The organism is Shouchella phoenicis (assembly GCF_047238345.1).
Lineage (GTDB): Bacteria > Bacillota > Bacilli > Bacillales > Bacillaceae_D > Shouchella.
This window is the reverse complement of record NZ_JBDFMQ010000001.1, coordinates 3,081,455-3,101,708: the sequence shown is the minus strand read 5'-3', so window position 1 is coordinate 3,101,708 and position 20,254 is coordinate 3,081,455. Positions and strand designations below refer to the sequence as shown.

Genomic DNA, 20,254 nt, shown 5'->3' with positions numbered 1-20,254 from the left:
TCATTACGATAACGGTCTCCCGGGTATAGATTGTCCCTATACCAGCTCCAAGGTGGTATGCTAAAAGGCTGGCGACAAGGCTCTCAGCTCATGCCTCATTCTCTGTAACGCATTCTTCCTTTTATCACATGTCCTCTTTCATGCTTTTTTCATATAAAAAAAAGACCACACTCATCCCTCTTAAGGGACGAATGTGGTCGCGGTTCCACCCTACATTTGCAAAATTAATCTTTGCACGCTTCAATCGATAACGGTTAGACCGAGCATAGATTGTCCCTATGCTAGCTCAGAGGTGGTAACGTCACGTCTTTTTTAAAAGGGTTCCAGCCTAAGCCCTTTTTTCTCTAGTAAAAAGTGGAACGGAACGTCTTGTCCTCATCAGTGCTTCTTGTATAGTTCTTAGTAGTATAAGAATTTTGACAATAAAAAGCAAGTCTTTTCATAAAAATCGATCATTTTGTGCTAATTGAAGGAAGGTCATAACAAATAGTAGCAGTCATGTCCGCATCTAACTTAATTGATGAAATGGACTCAAGTAAAAACAATCTACGAATAAAATGGAATTTGCTATAATAGGAGAAAAGCTTGAAAGGAAGTTAAAAAATGAAGCAGAAGTTAATTGATCGTTTAACACGTTATGCAAAAATAGATACACAATCTTCAGAAGCAAGTAGCGTGGTTCCGACGACTAAAGGGCAGCTTGAACTCGGACAAGTACTCGTAAATGAATTAATCGACATTGGCATGACGGATGTTGAGATGGATGATAATGGTTATGTAATGGCAACCCTTGAAGCGAATACAGACAAAGATGTACCAACTATTGGTTTTCTTGCCCACGTCGATACGGCAACAGATTTTACAGGAAAAGGGGTTAACCCACTTGTCCATGAACAGTATGATGGCAACGATATTCCGTTAAACGAGAATGTGACGTTATCTCCGAGTCAATTTCCAGAGCTGAAAAATTATGTGGGCCATACGCTTATCACAACAGACGGAACGACTTTACTGGGTGCTGATGACAAGGCAGGCATTGCGGAAATTATGACGGCGATGGAATATTTGATCGATAACCCATCAATAAAACACGGGAAGATTCGCGTTGCTTTTACGCCTGACGAAGAGATTGGCAGAGGACCTCATCACTTTGATGTTGATGCGTTTCATGCTGATTTTGCTTACACATTGGATGGTGGACCGCTAGGCGAATTTCAATTTGAAAGCTTTAATGCGGCAGCTGCAAAAGTAAGTTTTCAAGGTGTAAGTACACACCCTGGAACTGCAAAAAATAAAATGGTTAATGCGATGAAGCGAGCAATGGAGTTTCAAGATCAATTACCTGCAGATGAGGCACCAGAATTTACGGAAGGGTATGAGGGCTTTTATCACCTCTTATCAATGAATGGGGATACAGATTACGCCGAATTGCACTACATCATTCGCGATTTTGATCGAAAAGATTTTGCCAGTCGCAAAGCGAAGATGGAAGCGATTGTTAGACAGATGCAGGGGAAGCATGGCGAAGAAAATGTCTCGTTAGAAATGAGAGATCAGTATTACAATATGCGTGAAAAAATTGAACCGAAGCCAGAGATTGTTGATGTAGCACTTGATGCAATGAAGGCTTGTGACATTGAACCAATTGTAGGGCCAATTCGAGGTGGAACAGATGGATCACAGCTTTCTTATAAGGGCTTACCAACACCAAATATTTTTACGGGTGGGCAAAATTATCACGGTCGCTACGAATATATTTCAGTCGATGACATGGAAAAAGCGGTTCAAGTAATTGCAAAAATTGTGGAGCTTGTGGAAGAGAGACAATCGTAACGTCAGGGGGACAGAATGGAAGCAAACCTATTCGAAGACGTAGATGCTTTTTACGAAATGAGCACTGCGGCGTTATCGCATAATCTGAGTGAGAATAGTTTATTTCTTGGCATTTTGAAGCAAGCGCTCCGTGCAAAACATCGTCCTCACTTAATGGGTTGTTTAACAATGAAAGAGGAGCCAATTGGTTTTTGTTTACAAACAATCCCAGAACAAGTTGTGTTAGCTTTCTCTGCACCATTAAAAGAAGAAGCGGCAAATGTGTTTGCTCAAATGTTGAGTGCGTATTCCGTTACACGGTTTGTCGGGAAGAAAGAACCGACTCAAATGATCACTAATGCTTTGGCGGCATTACGAAGCAGAAAACCAGTCATTACAATGGACCAACAGCTTTATTCATTAGATATGTCGATGTTTAATCCTTCCTATTCGGGGACATTACGAAAGATGACGCGAATGGATATAGCAACTGTAGCGGAGTGGATCCGTGCGTTTGATAAAGAAGCAAATCTTTCAGAAGCGAGACAAACGTTAGAAGAAGCGTATAGGAGTGCTCAAATTCAATTTGAAAAAAGTGGACTCCATCTATTCATTGTAGATGGGGAGTGCGTGGCAATGGCAAACGCAACCCGTAAAATTGATAAAACGGTAACGATTAATCTTGTGTATACTCCTGAACATTTAAGGAGAAGGGGCTATGCATCTAGTTGTGTATCCGCCCTTTGCCAACAATGTAGAGAAGAAGGCTTTACCACGATTCTTCTTTATACGGATTTAGCGAACCCAACCTCTAACCATATTTACCAAGACATAGGTTTCAAAAAAATAAGTAAAGCAGTGGTCATTGAAGTGAAAAAGGTCGAATAACGGCCTTTTTTGCGTTTGGCTACATTTTCCTCTCGATAAGTAAAGAAAGTGATATAAATCTAAAAGAAGTGTTATATTAAAACGCTGAAAAACAAGATATAGTACAAATGAAAAGGCTTACAATAGTTTTTTCGTTAAGCGGATTGATACGAATAGATGAAACAGAGGGGGAGCAAGTTTGAAAAGATATCATGCGATTGTCTTATCTAGTGTGGCTGTTGTAGCGCTTTCTGCTTGTAGTGACAATTCCAATGAAAAAGAAAGCACGGTTGATGCGGTAACTTCGGCGGAAGAATTGACAGAGCGTTTTGAAGAACCTGTAACATTGGATTTAATTAAGCATGTTTCTGGCGATATTTTTTTCCGGGAAGGTGAAACGATTGAAGACAACGTGCACACGCAATGGGTGAAAGATACATTTAATGTCGATTTAAATTATATGTGGACGACAAGTGGACCTGGTGAAACATTTGAAACCAAATTACAGCTTGAAATGTCTTCAAATCAAGAATTACCGTCGATTTTGGCTCTGCGGAGTCATTTAACCCAGGATCTAATTGATTCAGGTCGTGTAATGGAGGTTGGCGATATTTTTGATAAATATGCATCGCCTACATGGAAAGAAGCAATGGACGCAGATCCCCATGCATGGGACCCTTACACTCGGGAAGAAGGAAGGTTCGCGATTCCAATTTTAGATTATGAAATGAATGGTGATACGGTTTTGTTCATTCGACAAGATTGGATGGATGAACTCGATTTAGAAGCCCCTGAGACAATAGACGATGTGGAAGCAATCATGGATGCATTTGTGAACGATGATCCTACGGGAACAGGCGAGCAAGTTTATGGATTAGCTGCTGGTTTTGCGAATCAGCTTAATACGTGGATGTCGACGGTTGACTGGGTTTTTGGTGCCCATGGAGGCATGCCAAACCAATACAATCTAGCCGATGATGGAACGCTTGAAAATGGAGACGTTCAGCCGGAAATTAAAGAGGGGTTAGAAACCCTCAAGCACTGGATGGACGAAGGCTATATGCACCCTGAATCTGGACTTTGGGATGAAGGAAAAGCAGCTGAATTGTTTACTGCTGGTCGTGCTGGAATCATTGCGGGACCACACTGGATGCCAGACTGGCCATTAGCAGAACTTCTGGAAAATGTGGAAGGTGCAGAATACAAAGCGTATGATATTCCGACAGGTCCAGATGGACACAAAGGACGCTCAACAGGAATTACGTCACAAAACGGAGCCGTTATGTTCAATGAAAATGCAACAGAAGATGAAATTCAAGCCTTCTTTGTCTATCAAAATTATTTATTTGAGCATTTCGCGAATCCAGATGAAGGAAGTGAGTTTGAATATGGATTTGCAGAAGGGTACGACTATGTACTAGAAGACGGAGACGTGAACTATGCGGACGCAGATATTCCTGGTGGACGAATTGATCCAGTTAAATATACGTTAACCTACGATGGTGCCCGCATTCCTAGTCTTTACATTAATGCATTAGCTGATTTTGCAAGAGGCGATGAACCAGAAACACCTTTTGAACGAAAAGTATATTTACAGTATCCAGAAGAAGCATGGGAAGGCGCTCGAATTGTTGTTGATAGTGCAGACGCTCAAATTCCTAGTATGTTTACAGGAAGACCAACAGAAACAATGGTCAGCCGCGGTGATGCTTTAGATACGTTGCTTAGTGAAGGATTCAATAAGATGATTTATGGCGAAACGTCGATTGATGAATTTGATAGCCTAATTGAACAATGGAAAAATCAAGGTGGCGATGATGTTGTCGCTGAAGTGAATGAATGGTTTGAGATCGTGAATGCAAACTAATTCATATAGAAGACAGCGTAAAAAGTAAGCGCTGTCTTTTTCTTGAGTCAAGTGTCCCACAATCCTCTTTTATCGATTAAAATAACGCTTAAGAGGGGGAGCGTTATGTTTAAACAACTAAGTTTATTTCACAAAATGGTCGTCAGTATGATTCTTTTACTTGTGCCAGTCGTTGCGCTCTATACGTACTCAAATCTAGTTAGTGAGCGAGTTGTTCGTGAAGAAATTGATACACGAAACTTAAACCGATTGGACGTATCAATGAATCGAATTGAAGCTGATTTATGGCAAGTATCGCAATTTCTTGTCGCATTAAGCATCGACCAAGACACAAGTCGGTTACGGACGATTGATTTATTAAGTCCTTATGAATCGATAGAACTCCAGCAAGATATCCAGCAAACACTTATGCTTTACCAGCAGTTAAGTACATTTCTAGTTGATGTGACGATTTTTTTTCCCGACGGCGAGAGACAGCTTTCCACAATGGGTGCATCGCCAGAAAGACCAGAAACATTGTCACGGTCATGGCGCTACGTCGCAGATGGACAAGGCAAGGATGCGGATCGTCCTTACTTTGTTCAACATGTGACAGACTCGGTTTATGGTGGTGAAAACGATCAAGCGGTTATTGTGGAAGCTCGAATTTATAGCGAAGCCGTACAACACCAGTTAAAAGACTTGGAGCTAATGAATGATGGGTATTCGTTTTTGTATCATCCTGATTTTGACCCCATTAAACCAGCAGGTACAACCGAAGATGTGCCATTAGGTGAAGCATTCACTTTACAGATGCATGAAGAGTCGAAAGGTACATATCGATTTGAATGGAATGAAGCGGATTATACATTATCCTACATTGCTTCAGAAAGCTTAGATTGGGTCCTTGTTGATCTTGTTCCTTTGGAGGAAGTCCTTAGCCCTATCGCAACAACCCGCGTCTGGTTTTATGTGACGGGAGGCGTATTGCTTCTTTTAGGTGTCATGTCAGCTTGGCTTTTATACACGCAAATTCATAGACCAATTGATAAGTTAAAAGATGCGATTTTGCAATTCAAAAGAGGTCACTATCAGACGCGCATGACTGTACCTGACCAAAAGGAGTTTGCCATTGCAATGAGCGGATTTAATGAAATGGCGGATCAAATTCAAACATTAATAGAAGAGGTGTACGAAGAAAAAATTCGTTCACAACAAGCGAGCTTAAAGCTATTGCAGGCTCAAATCGATCCACACTTTTTATACAACTGTCTCTTTTATATAAAAAATATGGCTAAAGTGAACAATACCGACGCAGTCGAGGCGATGTCTCTTCATTTAGGTGACTATTTTCGCTATAGAACAGAAATGGAACAAGAAGAGACAACAATCAAAGAGGAATTAAAGCTGGTCAATAACTTTCTGGCTATTCACGCTTTACGGAAACGGAATCTAACTTATTCAATAGCTGTTCCAGAAGCGTGTGAACTTGCTCTTATACCGCGATTGTTGATACAACCAATTGTTGAGAACGCAATTGTTCACGGTGTTGCAAATTTAGAAGATGAGGCAATCATTACAATTACTGGTCAAGTGCAGCCAGATGGATGGCTTGTTGTTGTTGAAGATAACGGTCAGGATTTGACGCAAGAACGTATTTCTTCACTCAATTCATTTCTATATGCTGAGCAGGATTTAACAAATCATTATGGATTGCGAAACGTCCATCAGCGGTTACGACATCGCTTTGGGATGGGGTCTGGACTGATGCTGGAACAATCGTTGCTAGGGGGATTAAAAGTTACGATTGTTTGTAAAACAGATGATCAAAAGGAGGCGAAGTCGTGTACGAATTGTTAATTGTTGACGATGAAGAAGCGACCCTACAAGGATTAGCTAGTTTACAATGGGAACAATTACAAATCAGTCGCGTTCACTGTGCCACTTCTGTTAGAAAAGCGTTTGACATTGTTTCTGCATGTTCGATTGATGTCATTGTAACGGATATTCGTATGCCTGGAAGGTCAGGAATTGATTTGATTCAAGAAATGAATGAACAGCAGCGGGAGCAACAGCCGAAATGCATTTTACTATCTGGCTATTCCGAATTTACTTACGCACAGGCGGCGATAAAAGCGAGAGCAATTGATTATTTATTAAAGCCGGTACATGACGAGGACTTAATGAAAGCAGTACGGCAAGCACTGGCGGAAAGACTCGAGGAAAAAAAAGAACAATATGTGCAAGAGAAGTCTGTAGAAGCCATTAAAACGCATCTCACTCACATCAGTGAATCGATTTTTCAGCCTTGGCTTACAGGTGACAAAAGTGACGAAGCATTAAAAATTGAACTTCATCATTATGAAATTAACAACCGAGATGATGCAAGAGCAATACCGATTACGGTGTTTCGGGATGATCAAAAACAAGAAGAGGATCAGTTGCATGAACGAATTCAACAGGAATTAACAGCCTCATATATTTTATTACAGAATGAACGATCAACTATGTATGTACTTTATCCGATTCATGACCGGGAACCGCTTGAATTTGAAGTGAATGTGCATCGGGATATTTCGTCACTAAGAAAAGGTTTAAAGAAAGAATTCTATCAAGGGGTTTCCATCATAATCGGAGAACCCATTCTGTTTTGGAAGCAGGCAAAACAAATCTTAACTGGAAATAAAAAGGCGCCCATTGAAGAGGGAATTCGTGATGAAAGGTTAGCAAAAAAAGTCAAAGAGTATATTCACGCATCTTTTTTGAACCAGCCGACCTTGCAAGATGTCGCAAACGAATTATATTTGAATCCAGCTTATGTATCCAAACGATTTAAAGAAGAAACCGGAGAAACATTTACAGACTATATCCATCGATTACGAATGAATCGAGCCGTTTCGTTATTGGCTGACACTAACTTGAAAGTAAGTGTCATTTCAAAAGAACTTGGCTACCAAAATGCATCTTATTTTATACGTGTATTCAAAAAAGAATTCAATCAAACACCACATGAATTTAGAAAACGCTAAGGGGGGAAGAAAGGTGGCTCAAATAAAGAGTGAAACACTTGTCCAAGTACCTAAAAAGAAAAAACAGGCTTGGAATATGAAGCGCAACTGGCCGCTCCATGTACTTGTCTTACCAGCCATTATCTTTGCAATCATCTTCAACTACATTCCACTTGCAGGCATTGTCATGGCTTTTCAAGATTTTAAACCATGGGAAGGCTTCTTAGGTTCACAATGGGTTGGGTTTGATAACTTTATCCGCATTTTTGAGTTTCAAGAAGGGCGGCAGGTGATTTGGAACACACTCGTGATTTCAACATTCAAGATCATCTTTCAGCTAGTCGTGCCAATTATGTTTGCGCTGTTGTTAAATGAAGTACGAATTATGGCGTATAAACGATCTATTCAAACACTTGTCTATTTACCGCATTTTTTATCATGGGTGATCTTAGGAGGTATTTTACTAGATTTGCTATCTGTTGATGGCGGTCTCGTAAACCAATTTATTGGCTTTCTAGGAATGGACCCAATCTTCTTTTTAGGGGATAGTGATTGGTTTAGGGTGACAGTTATTGCGTCCGATGTTTGGAAGGATTTTGGCTTTTCTGCGATTATTTTTTTAGCGGCGCTTGCAGGCATTAATCCAAGTTTATATGAAGCCGCCATTGTAGACGGCGCGAATCGTTTTCAACAAGTGCTTTATATTACACTTCCAAGCTTATTACCGATAACCATTGTCGTAGCAACGTTAGCGCTTGGAAATATTCTTAATGCAGGTTTTGACCAAATCTTTAACCTCTACAATCCACTCGTCTATGACAAAGGAGATATCATTGATACATATGTGTACCGACAAGGACTTCTTGGAGGAAACTTCAGTTATGCTACGGCGGTCGGCGCATTTAAATCGGTTATTGCCTTTATTCTTATTGTTACTGGTTATCGTCTGGCTTACAAATATGCAAATTATCGGATCTTTTAGGAGGGGTGGCCATGCACCATCGCAGTCGTTCATATAAAATTTTTTCCGTGTGCAACAACATCTTTCTATTAGCGCTAGGAATTATTTGTATCTTGCCGCTCATCCACATTCTTGCTGTCTCATTTAGTGCGTCAGCCCCGGCAAATGCGAATTTAGTTCGATTTCTTCCAATTGATTTTACGTTCGCAGCTTGGGAGCAAACCCTTGGAAACGCAAATTTCTTACGTGCACTTTGGAATGGTGTCTTTCGAACAGTGTTAGGAACACTTATTAGCTTAACTGTTGTGACGCTTGCCGCGTATGCACTATCTAAAGAAGACCATGAATTCCGTGGTCGAAAATGGTACGTGTATTCTCTAATTTTCATCATGCTTTTTAACGGTGGATTGATTCCTACTTATATTTTGATTCAAAACCTTGGCATGATTAATACGATCTGGGCGCTCGTTCTGCCTGGTGCTGTTAATGTATTTAATATGATTTTACTTTTAAACTTCTTCCGGACCGGTGTTCCGAAATCACTAGAAGAAGCCGCGTTAATAGATGGAGCGGGTCATTTTAGAATCTTGTTTAAAATTTATTTGCCTATTTCACTACCTGCTTTAGCAACAGTAGGACTCTTCACAATGGTGGGTCAATGGAATTCGTGGTTTGATGGGTTGATTTATTTAACAGATACGACTAAATATCCGTTGTCGACCTTTTTACAAACCATTATTGTTCAAAACGATTTCTCTCAAATTAACGTAAATCCAGATGAGGTGCGTGCCTTATCAGAACGAACGGTTCGTTCTGCTCAAATCTTTATTGGGGCTTTACCGATTATTTTGGTTTATCCCTTTTTACAAAAGTATTTTGTGAAGGGGATTGTACTAGGGTCTGTGAAAGAATAAGCGCAATGAATCGCTAGTTGTATCCTTTAAGTGATTTAGGCGCACGTTCTAGCGATTCAAACCCGTTTAATCTCGTTTTCTATCACTGATTAGATAGACACCAAGGGTTTCTGCAACATCCTCATGACCGCTAACAAAATCATAGTAACCAGGTGCATCTATGTTTTGAATAACGTCCATCTTTTCAAAAATTTTCATCTTAATCTCTTGTTCTAAATCCTCTCGATTCGGTGGTGCCGTTTGGTAGAGGCTTTTTTTTATTTTTGGCTGGAACTCTTTAAGTATGGTTTCATAGCGTATGGACATGCGTTAGCCCTCCTTAGGGGTATTAGGAATGGTTTGTTTTAAAAGGGTAAGCGCCCTTTTTTTGTTATATGAAATTCGTTGCTCGGACATATCAAGGAAAAGCGCAATTTCTTTATTTTGATAACCATAAAAATACGCGTAAATCAGAATCGTCTGCTGCAAGTTTTTAAGAGAAGTAAACGCTTTTGTCATTTGCTTGTCCGTAAACAGCTCTATAATAGAACCCTCTTCATCAAAATAATTCTCCACATCCGTCAAGACGTCCCCGGCTTGTATCATTTGCAGGAACGAGGTAGAATCTTCAGCCTCTCCTTCATCATCTAAAGAAAAAAAGTGTGGTTGATTTCTTATTCGCTTATCAAAATCAACGGAATAGCCTTTGATTAGTTTACTAATATATTGAACGGTCTTCATTCTAGTAAAAAAGTGACGAAATGCGTCATCTAAGGCTTGACGGTTTATTGGAGTAGGGTATTGTTGAGCCGTAAGAAAAAGCTGCTTATGGTCATCATCTTTTAGGAATCGTTCAATCATTAGTCGGACAGACTGTTTTCTCTTTTTAATGGAATCCTCCACATAAATGACCTCCTTGACCTCTAGTTCATATAGAGAAAAGTTTTTTCGAAAATAAAAATACGAACATATTTTCGTATAGAAAATTATACAGAACAATTGTTCGGTTATCAAGCATGTCTCTATTGGGAAATGTGAGTGATTATTTGATAAACATGAAAAACCCCACGTCCTTATTAAGGAATCGTGGGGTTTGAAAAATATTAGCTATAGCTTGGTAAATAGTCTCCATGCGCGTCAATTAAGTCATCGCATAAGGCGACAATATCGTCAATTGATAGTTCTGCTGATGTATGAGGGTCAAGCATCGCAGCATGGTAAATGTGATCCCTCTTGCGGGTAATGGCTGCTTCAATCGTTAGGAGTTGAGTGTTAATGTTTGTACGATTCACAGCAGCAAGTTGTTCTGGGAGATTGCCGACATGGGTTGGTGTGACGCCAGAACGATCAGCGATACATTGCACTTCAACACATGCGTTTGTTGGTAAGTTGGCAATTAAGCCGCCTTGATTTAAGACATTCCCGCCGAATAAGAACGGTTGACCAGTTTCCATCGCTTCAAGAATGCGTGAACCGTATTCAATGGAACGATCATGGGTAATCGCTCCATTGTTAACGAGGGATTGTTTCATTTTTTCCCAACCTTCAATTTGGTTTACGCACCGTCTCGGATACTCATCTAGGGGAATGTTAAAGCGTTCAATTAACTCTGGGTATGCAGACTTGATAAAGTATGGATGGTACTCTGCATTATGCTCCGATGATTCTGTAAGGTAATAACCAAAGCGCTGCATTAACTCAAACCGGACCATATCGTGATGGGTTTCTTTGCTTTTTTCTCTTGCACGCCGTTTAATTTCTGGGTATAAATCAACGCCATCCTTTGTTACTTCGAGCAACCAGGCAACGTGATTAATCCCAGCAATTTTTTCTTGAATTCCAGTGTGGTCCATATCTAGATGTTTAAAAAGATCACGGGTACATACTTGCACACTATGGCAAAGTCCAACGTTTTTCACATTTGTGAAACGTGATAATGTACCGGTAAGAGCTGCCATTGGGTTCGTATAATTTAAGAACCAAGCGTCAGGCGCAACTTCTTCAATGTCTTTAGCGATATCAAGCATGACAGGAATCGTTCGAAGTGAACGGAAAAGCCCGCCAATTCCAATTGTATCGCCGATTGTTTGACGTAAGCCATATTTTTTTGGAATGTCAAAATCAATAACCGTACTAGGCTTGTATCCTCCGACTTGAATCGCATTAATGATATAGCTTGCTCCACGTAACGCTTCTTTGCGATCATCATATCTTTTTATTGTGACAGTTGATTGAAGATTGTCTCTTAATTGTGATAAGAGAGAGTAAGATTCTTGTAAGCGGGTGTGATCAATATCAAACAAAGCGAATTCAAATCCTTGTAAAGCTTCAACGTGCATACAGTCTCCAAGCACATTTTTTGCAAAAATGGTACTACCGGCACCAATAAAGGTAATTTTCTTCATACGTCTCAACCTCCATATGTTTATACCCTTAGTATAGTGAGGGAGAGGGGAAAAGTAGTAGAAAATTGCTGTTAACTTTATGGAAATTATTGCGCTTACAAACAGAGGTAGTCGAGTCGCATAATCTTCGTTATACTAAAAAGGAGAGGAGGGTGCTAGTTGATTGATCAGTTTAGCAAAGCCTCATATGGCTTTCGTTTTCAAGAAAATCCATATCCGTTTCAAGTGAATATCTGGAATATTGGTTGGGAAGTAGTCAACAATCCAAATTATTATTGGAACGGGAAAACAAGAATGGAAAAAGAAAAAATTGTGTTCCAATATACGTTAGCTGGACAAGGTGAATTAGCGTATGATGATCAAGTTTTTCAAATTGGTGAACAGCAAGCCTTCTTTGTCGCCATCCCAAGTGATCACCAATACTACTATCCTAAAGAAGCAACTGCTGACTGGGAATTTATTTATATTACGTTAGAGGGAAAAGAAGCGCTTACTATTCATCATCATCTACTAGAAAAATATGGTCCTGTGCTTTCAATTGAGCAAGAGGCAGCACCAATCCGATTATTGCTAAGACTCTTGTCTGAGACACAGGCTGGAGAAATTAATCATTCGTATATTGGCTCACAACGTGCGTATGAATTCATGATGACGCTGTTCCATTTTCTTGATGTTCCCGAGAGAAAAAAAGTAAAGCAGCCGATTGCTCAAGCCATTACTGTTATGAAAGAAAACCTCGAGCAACCGATGGACCTGTCGTATATTGCTCGCCATATTGGTCTATCAAAATACTATTTTATCAAGCAATTCAAGGAGGAGATGCAAATCACACCTATGCAATACCTATCAATTTTACGAATGAAAAAAGCGGCTTACCTTTTATCAAAAACGGATTTGACGGTTGCGGAAGTGGCTCATCAAGTAGGGATAGATGATGCGAATTATTTCACAAAACTTTTTAAAAAGACGGTTGGAGTCTCTGCCAGCAAATTTCGAAAAAATGAAGATGTTCATTTGATTAATTATGTTATTACGGAGTGGGAATAATGCTGTATTATTTCCTACATAGTATGCTTTTTGTTTTCTGGGCGTTTTGGTTTCAACCTGGCGGGATTGATTTAGGATTAGGGTTTGCGGTAATGGTCATTGTGCCATTAACGGTAAATTTACTTATAAAGACGAATGAACAAACGCCATACATATTGCTGTTAGAACGGTTCAAGCCGTGGCTCGTCCTCTTTTCACTCGCAGGTTTGCTTTCTTTAAGTCTGGAAAACCCGATAGGGGCAACCGTTTTTTCCGTTATATGGTTAATCGCTACGATCATCGTGGCTAGTTTTGGCTTTTTTCGCTTGTCTTTACAAGGATTTCGCGATGCAGAAGAAGTCTTGCTTTTTGTTGGGTGTCTCTATTTGGCAATCGGAGGAGGTTGGTTTGTCCTATCGGCTCTTGACGCTGGGCGCTTCCTCTCTTATAGTCAAACGATTATTGATCTTACGGCGATTCATTTTCATTATTCCGCGTTTGTATTGCCGATTATGGCCGGGATGTTTGGCCGGTGGTTAAAACAGATTAATGTGAATATGGCTGGATTTTCAACAATGGCGGCTGGGTTACTTGCTGGTCCTTTTTTAGTGGCAATTGGCATCGAAGTTGGACCACCGCTGGAGCCGGTTCTCGTGTTAATTTATATTTGGTTTGTCATTTGGTTCGCATTAGCGGCAATTCGCTATAGCCTTCTTCTAAAAGGGCTTATAAAGTTTGGTCTTTTCGTTGCAATGGCGATTCTTATTGCGACGATGGTGCTATCTTACTTGTATAGTGCGGGCTTAGCTTGGGCTCCACAAAGGCTGTCAATTCCTGACATGGTTCGGTATCACGGGATGGCGAACGCATTTGGATTTGCGCTTTTATCCATTATCGTATGGTTGTCCGTTAAACCGGAGCAAGAAGTCGCTGAACACAAGTTTCCAAATCACTCGATACGAGGTCGCGCGTTTATTCAAGATCGTTTGTTTACACATCTCCCTCTCATTCCAAAAAACGAACTAATTGAAGATTGGGGAGCTTATCGCCATGAGCAGTTTAACCCTACTCTTGTGAAGCCATCAATCCGTTCTTTCCATGAAAAAACGAGCCACTATCATTTATCAGCAAATATTTCGTGGCATCGACCGTTTACGTTTGTATTGCCACTTATTATAAGGGTAACGAAAAACATGAAACAATTGTACTTACCGCCTGGTCTTGTGGCGATGAAAGGGGACACTTATAAATTTTCAGATGAACAGACATCGGTTTGGGTTCGAAAACATGCGGATACCCACGAACCCATTTTAACAGCTTATTATTCAAGCTGGTTAGCTGAAAAACGCTATAATTTTATTCAATTACCGCTGCCAATTGGAGTGATGTCAGCGGTGCTACTACCATTAAATGATGAAAAAGACGGACTTTATTTAGTGGGGAACAATTATGACCGTTTCACCGGCGTCTATGTCTCCTTGTGGAAGTGGACATGGAAGACGCCGCTACGGGAAGTGTTTCATTTAATCGAGGATGAGAGTGGCTTAAAAGCGGTCCATACCATTTACGTTTTTCGTAAAAAAATGCTAACCATTCATTATCAGATTCATGAGGCAAACGAACACGACTACGTACGTTGAGCAAACGCCTTCGTATCAATGCCTCGTTCCGTTAACCAATGATGCGTCTCTCCTTTTATTAAAAGAGGGACGTTTTTTAATTCGGGGATGGTATGAACGTTTAAGGCAGTCATAATGTAGCGTAAGTCTTCTATGATTTGCTCCATACATAAAATAAGCGCATCATAACCTTTTGTTTGGAGCGTTTTGATAAAAAGCCCTGACATCCCTGCAACTGACGCACCGAGCGAGAGTGCTTTTGCAATGTCTAAGCTTGATGCAATGCCTCCAGATGCGATGAGCGGAATAGGAAGTCGTAATGTTGTTGCTTCAATGAGCGCAGTAGGTGTTTCGATACCCCAGTTGTTAAAAAAAGATAGAGGGAGGTGACGACGCGCGTTTTCAATTTGTGAAAAATTGGTTCCGCCAGCTCCACTCACATCAACAGCATGAACACCGACTTCGTAAAGTTGTTTTACGGCTTCCTGTGTCATACCAAATCCAACTTCTTTTGCAATTACAGGGACTGGACTGGAGGCGACAATTTTCTCTAAATGAGCGACTCGTTTCGAAAAGTCTCGGTCACCCTCTGGCATTGCAAGTTCTTGAATGTGGTTAAAATGAATCTGTAAGGCGTTTGCGTCAATCATGTCAATAGCGCGCAATGCATCCTCTACAGTAGCTTCAGCCCCTAGATTCGCTAAAAAAAATGTGTCCGGCGCAACATCGCGAATAATTCGGTATGTATGCTCCTGCTGTTTTTCTTTTATAGCTGCCATTTGTGAGCCAACCGCCATAGGGATTCGAAAGTGTCGAGCTGCTTCGGCTAACTGTTGGTTGATCCGGGTCGTTTTTTCGCCACCTCCACCAGTCATTGCGTTAATCAGGAAAGGAGCTGAGATTGATTGGTTTAAAAAGGTTGTTTCTAAATTGCATTGATCGAACGTTGATGTTGCAAGGGTTTGATGAATAAAATGGATGTCGTCAAAAGGGGAACGAGTGTGATGTTGTTGAATCGCTTCTTGAATATGGTCTTGCTTTCGCTGTTCTCTAGACATTTGAACTCCTTTTCCTTACATAATCTACTTTTTAATACTTGTTTGATTGCATTTAACCACATAAAATCCTAATTTAGCAAGGATAAGCCTTTCTCATATAAAAACACGTCAAGCAGTAAATGCCTGACGTGCTGTACGTTCATTATAAGAGTTGATCAAGAAGGGTCGTTGCGATTGTGAAATAAATCATTAAACTAATAATGTCATTGAGTGTTGTAATAAATGGGCCCGATGCAACGGCAGGATCAATTTTTAATTTATTTATGGCAACAGGAACCGTTGCACCAATTACTGCAGCAACACTTAGTGCTGCAAAGAGAGAGAAACCAACTGTAAATGCTAGAATAAAGTCACCGTTGTAAAAGAGATAGATAATACCCATCAGTACAACCATACATACAATCCCAAGAATGACACCAGTGCCAAGTTCACGTTTAACGGTCTTCCAAACTCCACCGCGATCAAATGACCCTGTTGCAATACCACGAACGGCAACCGCTAGTGATTGTGTTCCAGTATTACCGGCAGTACCCATAATAAGCGGCATAAAGGCGGCGAGCAACACAACTTGTTCAAGCGTCGACTCAAATTGACCAATAATATTGGCAGTAATTAAGCCGAAGAACATTAGAAGAATTAACCACGGCGCTCGCTTACGTGCTGCCGTAACGGCCGTCAAGGAAAGGTCTGTTGCCCCTCTTGTTGCAGCGAACTCATCAAAGTCCTCTGTTGTTTCTTCTTCTAATACATCAATGACGTCATCGACTGTAATGATCCCGACAAGTCGTTTTTCTGGTGTGACAACAGGTACAGCAAGGAAGTCGTATTCTTTAATTAAGCGAGCAACATCTTCTTGGTCTTCGTGCTCGCTAACGGATACCACTTGTGTACTCATAATTTCCTCGACCGTCATCTCTGGTGTAGCGATGATTAAATCCCGTAACGACACAACGCCTGCTAGTTTTTGCTGTTGATCAACAACGTAAAGATAATAGATCGTTTCCGCGTTCGGAGCTGATTCTCGAAGTTCGGCGATGACTTCTTTGGCAGATGATTCAACAGATAAGCGCACGAACTCTTTTGTCATAATGGCACCAGCTGTTTTAGGTGCGTAAGCCATTAATTCTTCGACTCGTTTTGCTTCTTCTAAGTCCATTGAACTTAAAATGTCGTCTGCTCGATCAGAATCAATTTCAGCTAGGAAATCCGCCACGTCATCAGCGGACATTGTATTAAACATTGAGACAGCATATTGGTAGCTCAAGCCTTCAAAGACAATGAGTTGGTCTTCAAGTTCTAATCCTTCAAACAGGTCAGCGAATTCAGCTGGACTTAGAAAAAGCAACACTTGCTTTTGCTGTGGGCGTTCAATCTCATGAAAAAGTTCGACTTGATCTGTAGGGTGTAACTCTAGAAACGTCTCGCGAAAAGCTTTTAAGTTTCGAGACTCAAGGTGTTTGACAATTTCTTTTTTATATTCATTCCGTTTCCGGTCTGTTTTTAGTTTATCCATCGTGATCTCCTCCTACTTCTTAGGAGAGAACCATACAATTCGTGTGGAATGGCTCCCTTCCTATTTTTCTTAAGCCTATCCTCGGTTTGGGTAAACTATCCATCCCACACCACCACCTTTTAGAAAAATAAAAAACCGCCTCATTAACATGGAGGCGGTTTGAACGCATACTAAAAAAACATATCGTATCATCGAACTCTCCTCCATTCGTAGAGCTTTAGCACTGTGCGGCATAGGAAACGCAATCCAGCTACATTAAAAACCACCTTATGTCGATGGTTTCTGTTGACCCATTGGCGTCTTTGGACATTTTTGGGTAGCAGCGTATCTCCAGCACAGGAGCCTCACCTAACGAGGGCATATAATTTCTTGCAAACTTCACTTTACAACGCAAAGGGAAACTTGTCAAACCTTATTTTAAAGGGAACGAAAAAAGATTCGTATCATCACGAATCTTCAATCTTAAAGCGAGTATTTATAGGGCGAAACTCTTTTGCATTTGGATATTCATGCGGTCTTCCGAACGGCATTTGTGCACCGAGTTTCCAGCTTGATGGAAGGTTCCAAGTTTGTTTCACATTATCGTCAATCATTGGATTGTAGTGCTGAAGCGAAGCACCAAATCCATTTGCTTCAAGGGATACCCAGATGGAGAATTGAAGCATGCCCGCATATTGTTGTGCAATCGACTCCGTGTAAGAAGTGGAGAACATTTTTTCGTCTTCAAAGAAAAGAATGGTTCCATATGCATGTTCAAACATTTCTAGTTTTGCTTGTGTATCAACAAAATCACTGTAATCCATGATGGAGCGTAACGTTTGTCGTGTTTGTTGCCAAAACCGATCATGTTCATCATGAAGAAGCGAAACAACACGGCTAGAAGGGGTGTCCGCGTAAAAAGGTGCGGATTGAAGATTTTGCTCAATTAACGCTTTAATCTCTTTGTCAGATTGAACAGTATCTTTGCTTAGCACATAGATTGATCGTCGATTTTCAATGGCTTGATAAAAATCGTCGTCCGCTTTCTCTGTGCCTTCTTTTTGTATTCCTGGTGGCACTGGGTTTTCCCAGGTTGAATTATCTGTTTGAATATCTTTTTTAAACAAACGAGACCATTTACTCATATAAAATGATGACTCCTTTATCACTTTATTTTCTCTAACATTTCTCGTAATTATGCGCGAATAGGCTAAAAGAGGCGATGATGCCTAGAAGTGAATCGTTGTCTTACGAAGAGGAAGCGTATTTGTTCCTATCATAAAAGATTCAAGAGAGGAATACCAAATCATTTGCTTATAAAATGGGGAATTCTTATTGTGTGGTTTCTTCTGCATGGAGACCGACACGCTTCAAATACTCAATTAACGCCTTTTTTTCATTTGCTTCAAGAGGAGAAAAAATTGAACTAAGTGCAGCTGCATGTTTAGGAAAAACGGCATCCATCCAATCCGTTCCTTTAGCGGTTATGGAAACAAATGTTACACGACGATCCGTTGGGCTAGGTTTCCGAACGATCATCTCTTTTTTTTCAAGCTTGTCGACGACGTAGGTGATGCTACTACTTGCAATTAATACTTTTTGACCAATTTTTTGAACGGTTTGATCTCCTTTGGAATAGAGGAGTTCAAGTACAGCAAATTCTGTCGGGTTGAAACCATGTTTCTTTATATCAAATTCCACATTTGTTTTGACGGATTGCATCGCTCTCGTTAAAACCGTGAATAGCTTTAATGAGTCTTGTTCGTCTGTCTTCATTGAAAATCACCTCGAATGCATTTATCTCGAATTAGAAATAATTGTAGCGTATGAATCTTTCCCTGTCAATGAGCGGTCCGAATAATTTTGTGAATTCATTGGAATATGCTGATATTTTCACTTGAAACCTTTATACTAGAAAGTAGACACATAGAATAGTATAAATCTGCTTAAGAATTGAAAGGATGACATGACATGAGAGACGTATCAACAGTGAAAGAACAACGAAACATTCTACGTGAAGAATTAGGCAAGTGTATTAATAAGGTAAAAGAAATGAAAGTAAATGAAGAATCATTTAAGCAAATGGATCAACATGAGCAACAAGTATATATTTATTTAGATCGTACAATGCAGCGCTTACGTACGCAAATCAATGCGTTAGAATTCGTACTAAATGAAGATAGTCAATTGGCTGATCCTTATGCTGATCGTGCTGCAGAAAAATTAAATATTAATCGTAACAGCATTTTTGAATCAAAGCCAGCTGAAACAAAGAAAGAAGATGGCGATTACGATTTAGATATGACAAGAGTAGACAAGCAACATTAAAAAAAGAGGGGTACCCCTCTTTTTTTAATTGAGCTCCTTCTCGAATCCAATGAATGCTGCCTCTTTACCAGCAAATTGGAGTGTTCCAACGTTTGTATAGCCATATTTCGAAAAGAGTTGTTGAGCTTTTTCATTTAATGCATACGTATCAATGTGCATCGCTTTTAATCCTTGTTGCTTACAGTGCTCTTCTGCATACGTAATCAGCGAAGCCGCAATACCAGCTTTTCTAGCATCCGGATCGACTAATAAACGATGAAACGTACCGGCATGTTCTTGAACGTTAGACCATATTAATGATTTGCTACGATATTCAGGTGCAAACGTCTGGTCAACGGTAATGGAGCCAACTACTGTTTCATCTTGTTCATATACAAATAGTGACCCTTCGGCAAGATCTTTTTCAAAGTGCTGAATAGTTGGGTACTGTTTGTCCCACTGGTCACTTCCTTCAGCATTCATTTTCTTAGTTGCCCGAATTGCCATTTCCTCAATCTTTTTTAAATCATATGATGCTGCTTTACGAATCATCTATTTATCCCTCCAAAATGAACATGACTTTGGTTCATTCTCTTCAAATCATAATGAAAAATACCTTCATGTTTTTAGCATATTATCATGACAAAACGCAACCATCTTGCATGAAGTCAGAAAAGAAAAAAGCGAATGAATGATTTAAATTCTTTATAGTCACGATGAAATGAGGAAACTTGCTCGCGACACCTGATCTAGCTTAAACTAGAAAAGGGAAACGAATGAAAAGCTGTTTTTAATCTTAAAACACTAATAAGAATTCAATATCATAGTAATTGGTAACAATGAATGATAAGAACAAGGAAGGTCTTTCCAGTCGTTTAGCAAATAAGAACAAATTGACGATCGTCCTTATAGCTCCCATAGTAGGTTATCCACGTTTCGCCAATTTAACGAGAATATTCG

The 20,254-nt window shown here is 40.1% G+C and carries 18 protein-coding genes, 1 riboswitch and 1 other annotated feature; of the genes, 10 read left to right on the top strand and 8 right to left on the bottom strand.

Features of this window, described 5'->3' with window-relative positions; all coding sequences use genetic code 11:
* Positions 1-180: 180 nt before the first annotated feature.
* Positions 181-391: a binding site (T-box leader), on the bottom strand.
* A 212-nt stretch (positions 392-603) separates the two neighbouring features.
* The 7 genes from pepT to ABC361_RS16585 all read left to right on the top strand — a co-directional run bounded on the left by pepT (position 604) and on the right by ABC361_RS16585 (position 9,408).
* Positions 604-1,833 (top strand): peptidase T, encoded by a 1,230-nt coding sequence (pepT, locus tag ABC361_RS16615; protein ID WP_413074967.1) that lies wholly within the window; start codon positions 604-606, stop codon positions 1,831-1,833.
* 15 nt (positions 1,834-1,848) lie between these two features.
* A complete protein-coding gene (locus ABC361_RS16610; RefSeq protein WP_413074966.1) occupies positions 1,849-2,700 on the top strand; it encodes a GNAT family N-acetyltransferase in 852 nt (283 codons plus the stop codon).
* 178 nt (positions 2,701-2,878) lie between these two features.
* On the top strand, positions 2,879-4,546 hold the full coding sequence (locus tag ABC361_RS16605) for an extracellular solute-binding protein (protein WP_413074965.1): 1,668 nt from the start codon (positions 2,879-2,881) through the stop codon (positions 4,544-4,546).
* A 105-nt stretch (positions 4,547-4,651) separates the two neighbouring features.
* On the top strand, positions 4,652-6,385 hold the full coding sequence (locus ABC361_RS16600) for a histidine kinase (protein ID WP_413074964.1): 1,734 nt from the start codon (positions 4,652-4,654) through the stop codon (positions 6,383-6,385).
* Positions 6,370-7,554 carry a response regulator gene (locus ABC361_RS16595; RefSeq protein ID WP_413074963.1) on the top strand — a complete coding sequence of 395 codons (1,185 nt, stop codon included), beginning with the start codon at positions 6,370-6,372 and terminating at the stop codon, positions 7,552-7,554. Before ABC361_RS16600 ends, ABC361_RS16595 begins: the two co-directional genes overlap by 16 nt.
* Positions 7,555-7,567: 13 nt before the next feature.
* Positions 7,568-8,515: an ABC transporter permease gene (locus ABC361_RS16590; RefSeq protein WP_413074962.1), complete on the top strand. Its 948-nt coding sequence runs from the start codon at positions 7,568-7,570 to the stop codon at positions 8,513-8,515.
* A gap of 11 nt (positions 8,516-8,526) precedes the next feature.
* Positions 8,527-9,408, top strand: a complete 882-nt coding sequence (locus ABC361_RS16585; protein WP_413074961.1) for a carbohydrate ABC transporter permease — start codon at positions 8,527-8,529, stop codon at positions 9,406-9,408.
* 66 nt (positions 9,409-9,474) lie between these two features.
* Here ABC361_RS16585 and ABC361_RS16580 read toward each other — a convergent pair whose 3' ends face one another.
* From ABC361_RS16580 to melA, 3 genes are all read right to left on the bottom strand, one after another.
* A complete protein-coding gene (locus ABC361_RS16580) occupies positions 9,475-9,714 on the bottom strand; it encodes a hypothetical protein (protein WP_413074960.1) in 240 nt (79 codons plus the stop codon).
* 3 nt (positions 9,715-9,717) lie between these two features.
* A complete protein-coding gene (locus tag ABC361_RS16575; RefSeq protein ID WP_413074959.1) occupies positions 9,718-10,290 on the bottom strand; it encodes a sigma factor-like helix-turn-helix DNA-binding protein in 573 nt (190 codons plus the stop codon).
* Between the two features lie 200 nt (positions 10,291-10,490).
* Entirely contained in the window at positions 10,491-11,792 is a 1,302-nt protein-coding gene (gene melA / locus ABC361_RS16570; RefSeq protein ID WP_413074958.1) for an alpha-glucosidase/alpha-galactosidase, read from the bottom strand.
* A gap of 159 nt (positions 11,793-11,951) precedes the next feature.
* Between melA and ABC361_RS16565 the strand changes: the two genes are divergently transcribed.
* Together ABC361_RS16565 and ABC361_RS16560 are read left to right on the top strand one after the other, a co-directional pair.
* Entirely contained in the window at positions 11,952-12,839 is an 888-nt protein-coding gene (locus ABC361_RS16565) for a helix-turn-helix transcriptional regulator (RefSeq protein ID WP_413074957.1), read from the top strand.
* Positions 12,839-14,458 (top strand): YndJ family protein, encoded by a 1,620-nt coding sequence (locus ABC361_RS16560; RefSeq protein ID WP_413074956.1) that lies wholly within the window; start codon positions 12,839-12,841, stop codon positions 14,456-14,458. Before ABC361_RS16565 ends, ABC361_RS16560 begins: the two co-directional genes overlap by 1 nt.
* On the opposite strand, the gene fni is transcribed toward ABC361_RS16560, so the two are convergent.
* The 4 genes from fni to ABC361_RS16540 form a co-directional block, all read right to left on the bottom strand.
* Positions 14,446-15,495, bottom strand: a complete 1,050-nt coding sequence (fni, locus tag ABC361_RS16555; RefSeq protein WP_413074955.1) for a type 2 isopentenyl-diphosphate Delta-isomerase — start codon at positions 15,493-15,495, stop codon at positions 14,446-14,448. The genes ABC361_RS16560 and fni overlap by 13 nt on opposite strands.
* 142 nt (positions 15,496-15,637) lie before the next feature.
* Complete coding sequence (mgtE, locus tag ABC361_RS16550; protein ID WP_413074954.1) at positions 15,638-17,008, bottom strand: magnesium transporter; 1,371 nt, start codon at positions 17,006-17,008, stop codon at positions 15,638-15,640.
* 195 nt (positions 17,009-17,203) lie between these two features.
* Positions 17,204-17,371, bottom strand: a riboswitch (M-box (ykoK) riboswitch).
* An 83-nt stretch (positions 17,372-17,454) separates the two neighbouring features.
* Entirely contained in the window at positions 17,455-18,132 is a 678-nt protein-coding gene (locus ABC361_RS16545) for a nitroreductase family protein (protein WP_413074953.1), read from the bottom strand.
* Between the two features lie 187 nt (positions 18,133-18,319).
* A complete protein-coding gene (locus tag ABC361_RS16540; protein ID WP_413074952.1) occupies positions 18,320-18,763 on the bottom strand; it encodes a MarR family winged helix-turn-helix transcriptional regulator in 444 nt (147 codons plus the stop codon).
* Positions 18,764-18,958: 195 nt separating this feature from the next.
* On the opposite strand from ABC361_RS16540, the gene ABC361_RS16535 reads away from it, so the two are divergent.
* Entirely contained in the window at positions 18,959-19,315 is a 357-nt protein-coding gene (locus ABC361_RS16535) for a hypothetical protein (RefSeq protein WP_099303653.1), read from the top strand.
* A 24-nt stretch (positions 19,316-19,339) separates the two neighbouring features.
* On the opposite strand, the gene ABC361_RS16530 is transcribed toward ABC361_RS16535, so the two are convergent.
* Positions 19,340-19,846, bottom strand: coding sequence for a GNAT family N-acetyltransferase (locus ABC361_RS16530; protein WP_413074951.1), 507 nt, complete (start codon positions 19,844-19,846; stop codon positions 19,340-19,342).
* Positions 19,847-20,254: the final 408 nt, after the last annotated feature.

Bases quoted from the DNA above. Each gene is read 5' to 3' on its own strand.
- pepT (WP_413074967.1), top strand. From the start codon at position 604: ATGAAGCAGAAGTTAATTGATCGTTTAACACGTTATGCAAAAATAGAT.
- ABC361_RS16610 (WP_413074966.1), top strand. From the start codon at position 1,849: ATGGAAGCAAACCTATTCGAAGACGTAGATGCTTTTTACGAAATGAGC.
- ABC361_RS16600 (WP_413074964.1), top strand. From the start codon at position 4,652: ATGTTTAAACAACTAAGTTTATTTCACAAAATGGTCGTCAGTATGATT.
- ABC361_RS16585 (WP_413074961.1), top strand. From the start codon at position 8,527: ATGCACCATCGCAGTCGTTCATATAAAATTTTTTCCGTGTGCAACAAC.
- ABC361_RS16580 (WP_413074960.1), bottom strand. From the start codon at position 9,714: ATGTCCATACGCTATGAAACCATACTTAAAGAGTTCCAGCCAAAAATA.
- melA (WP_413074958.1), bottom strand. From the start codon at position 11,792: ATGAAGAAAATTACCTTTATTGGTGCCGGTAGTACCATTTTTGCAAAA.
- ABC361_RS16560 (WP_413074956.1), top strand. From the start codon at position 12,839: ATGCTGTATTATTTCCTACATAGTATGCTTTTTGTTTTCTGGGCGTTT.
- fni (WP_413074955.1), bottom strand. From the start codon at position 15,495: ATGTCTAGAGAACAGCGAAAGCAAGACCATATTCAAGAAGCGATTCAA.
- mgtE (WP_413074954.1), bottom strand. From the start codon at position 17,008: ATGGATAAACTAAAAACAGACCGGAAACGGAATGAATATAAAAAAGAA.
- ABC361_RS16545 (WP_413074953.1), bottom strand. From the start codon at position 18,132: ATGAGTAAATGGTCTCGTTTGTTTAAAAAAGATATTCAAACAGATAAT.
- ABC361_RS16540 (WP_413074952.1), bottom strand. From the start codon at position 18,763: ATGAAGACAGACGAACAAGACTCATTAAAGCTATTCACGGTTTTAACG.
- ABC361_RS16535 (WP_099303653.1), top strand. From the start codon at position 18,959: ATGAGAGACGTATCAACAGTGAAAGAACAACGAAACATTCTACGTGAA.
- ABC361_RS16530 (WP_413074951.1), bottom strand. From the start codon at position 19,846: ATGATTCGTAAAGCAGCATCATATGATTTAAAAAAGATTGAGGAAATG.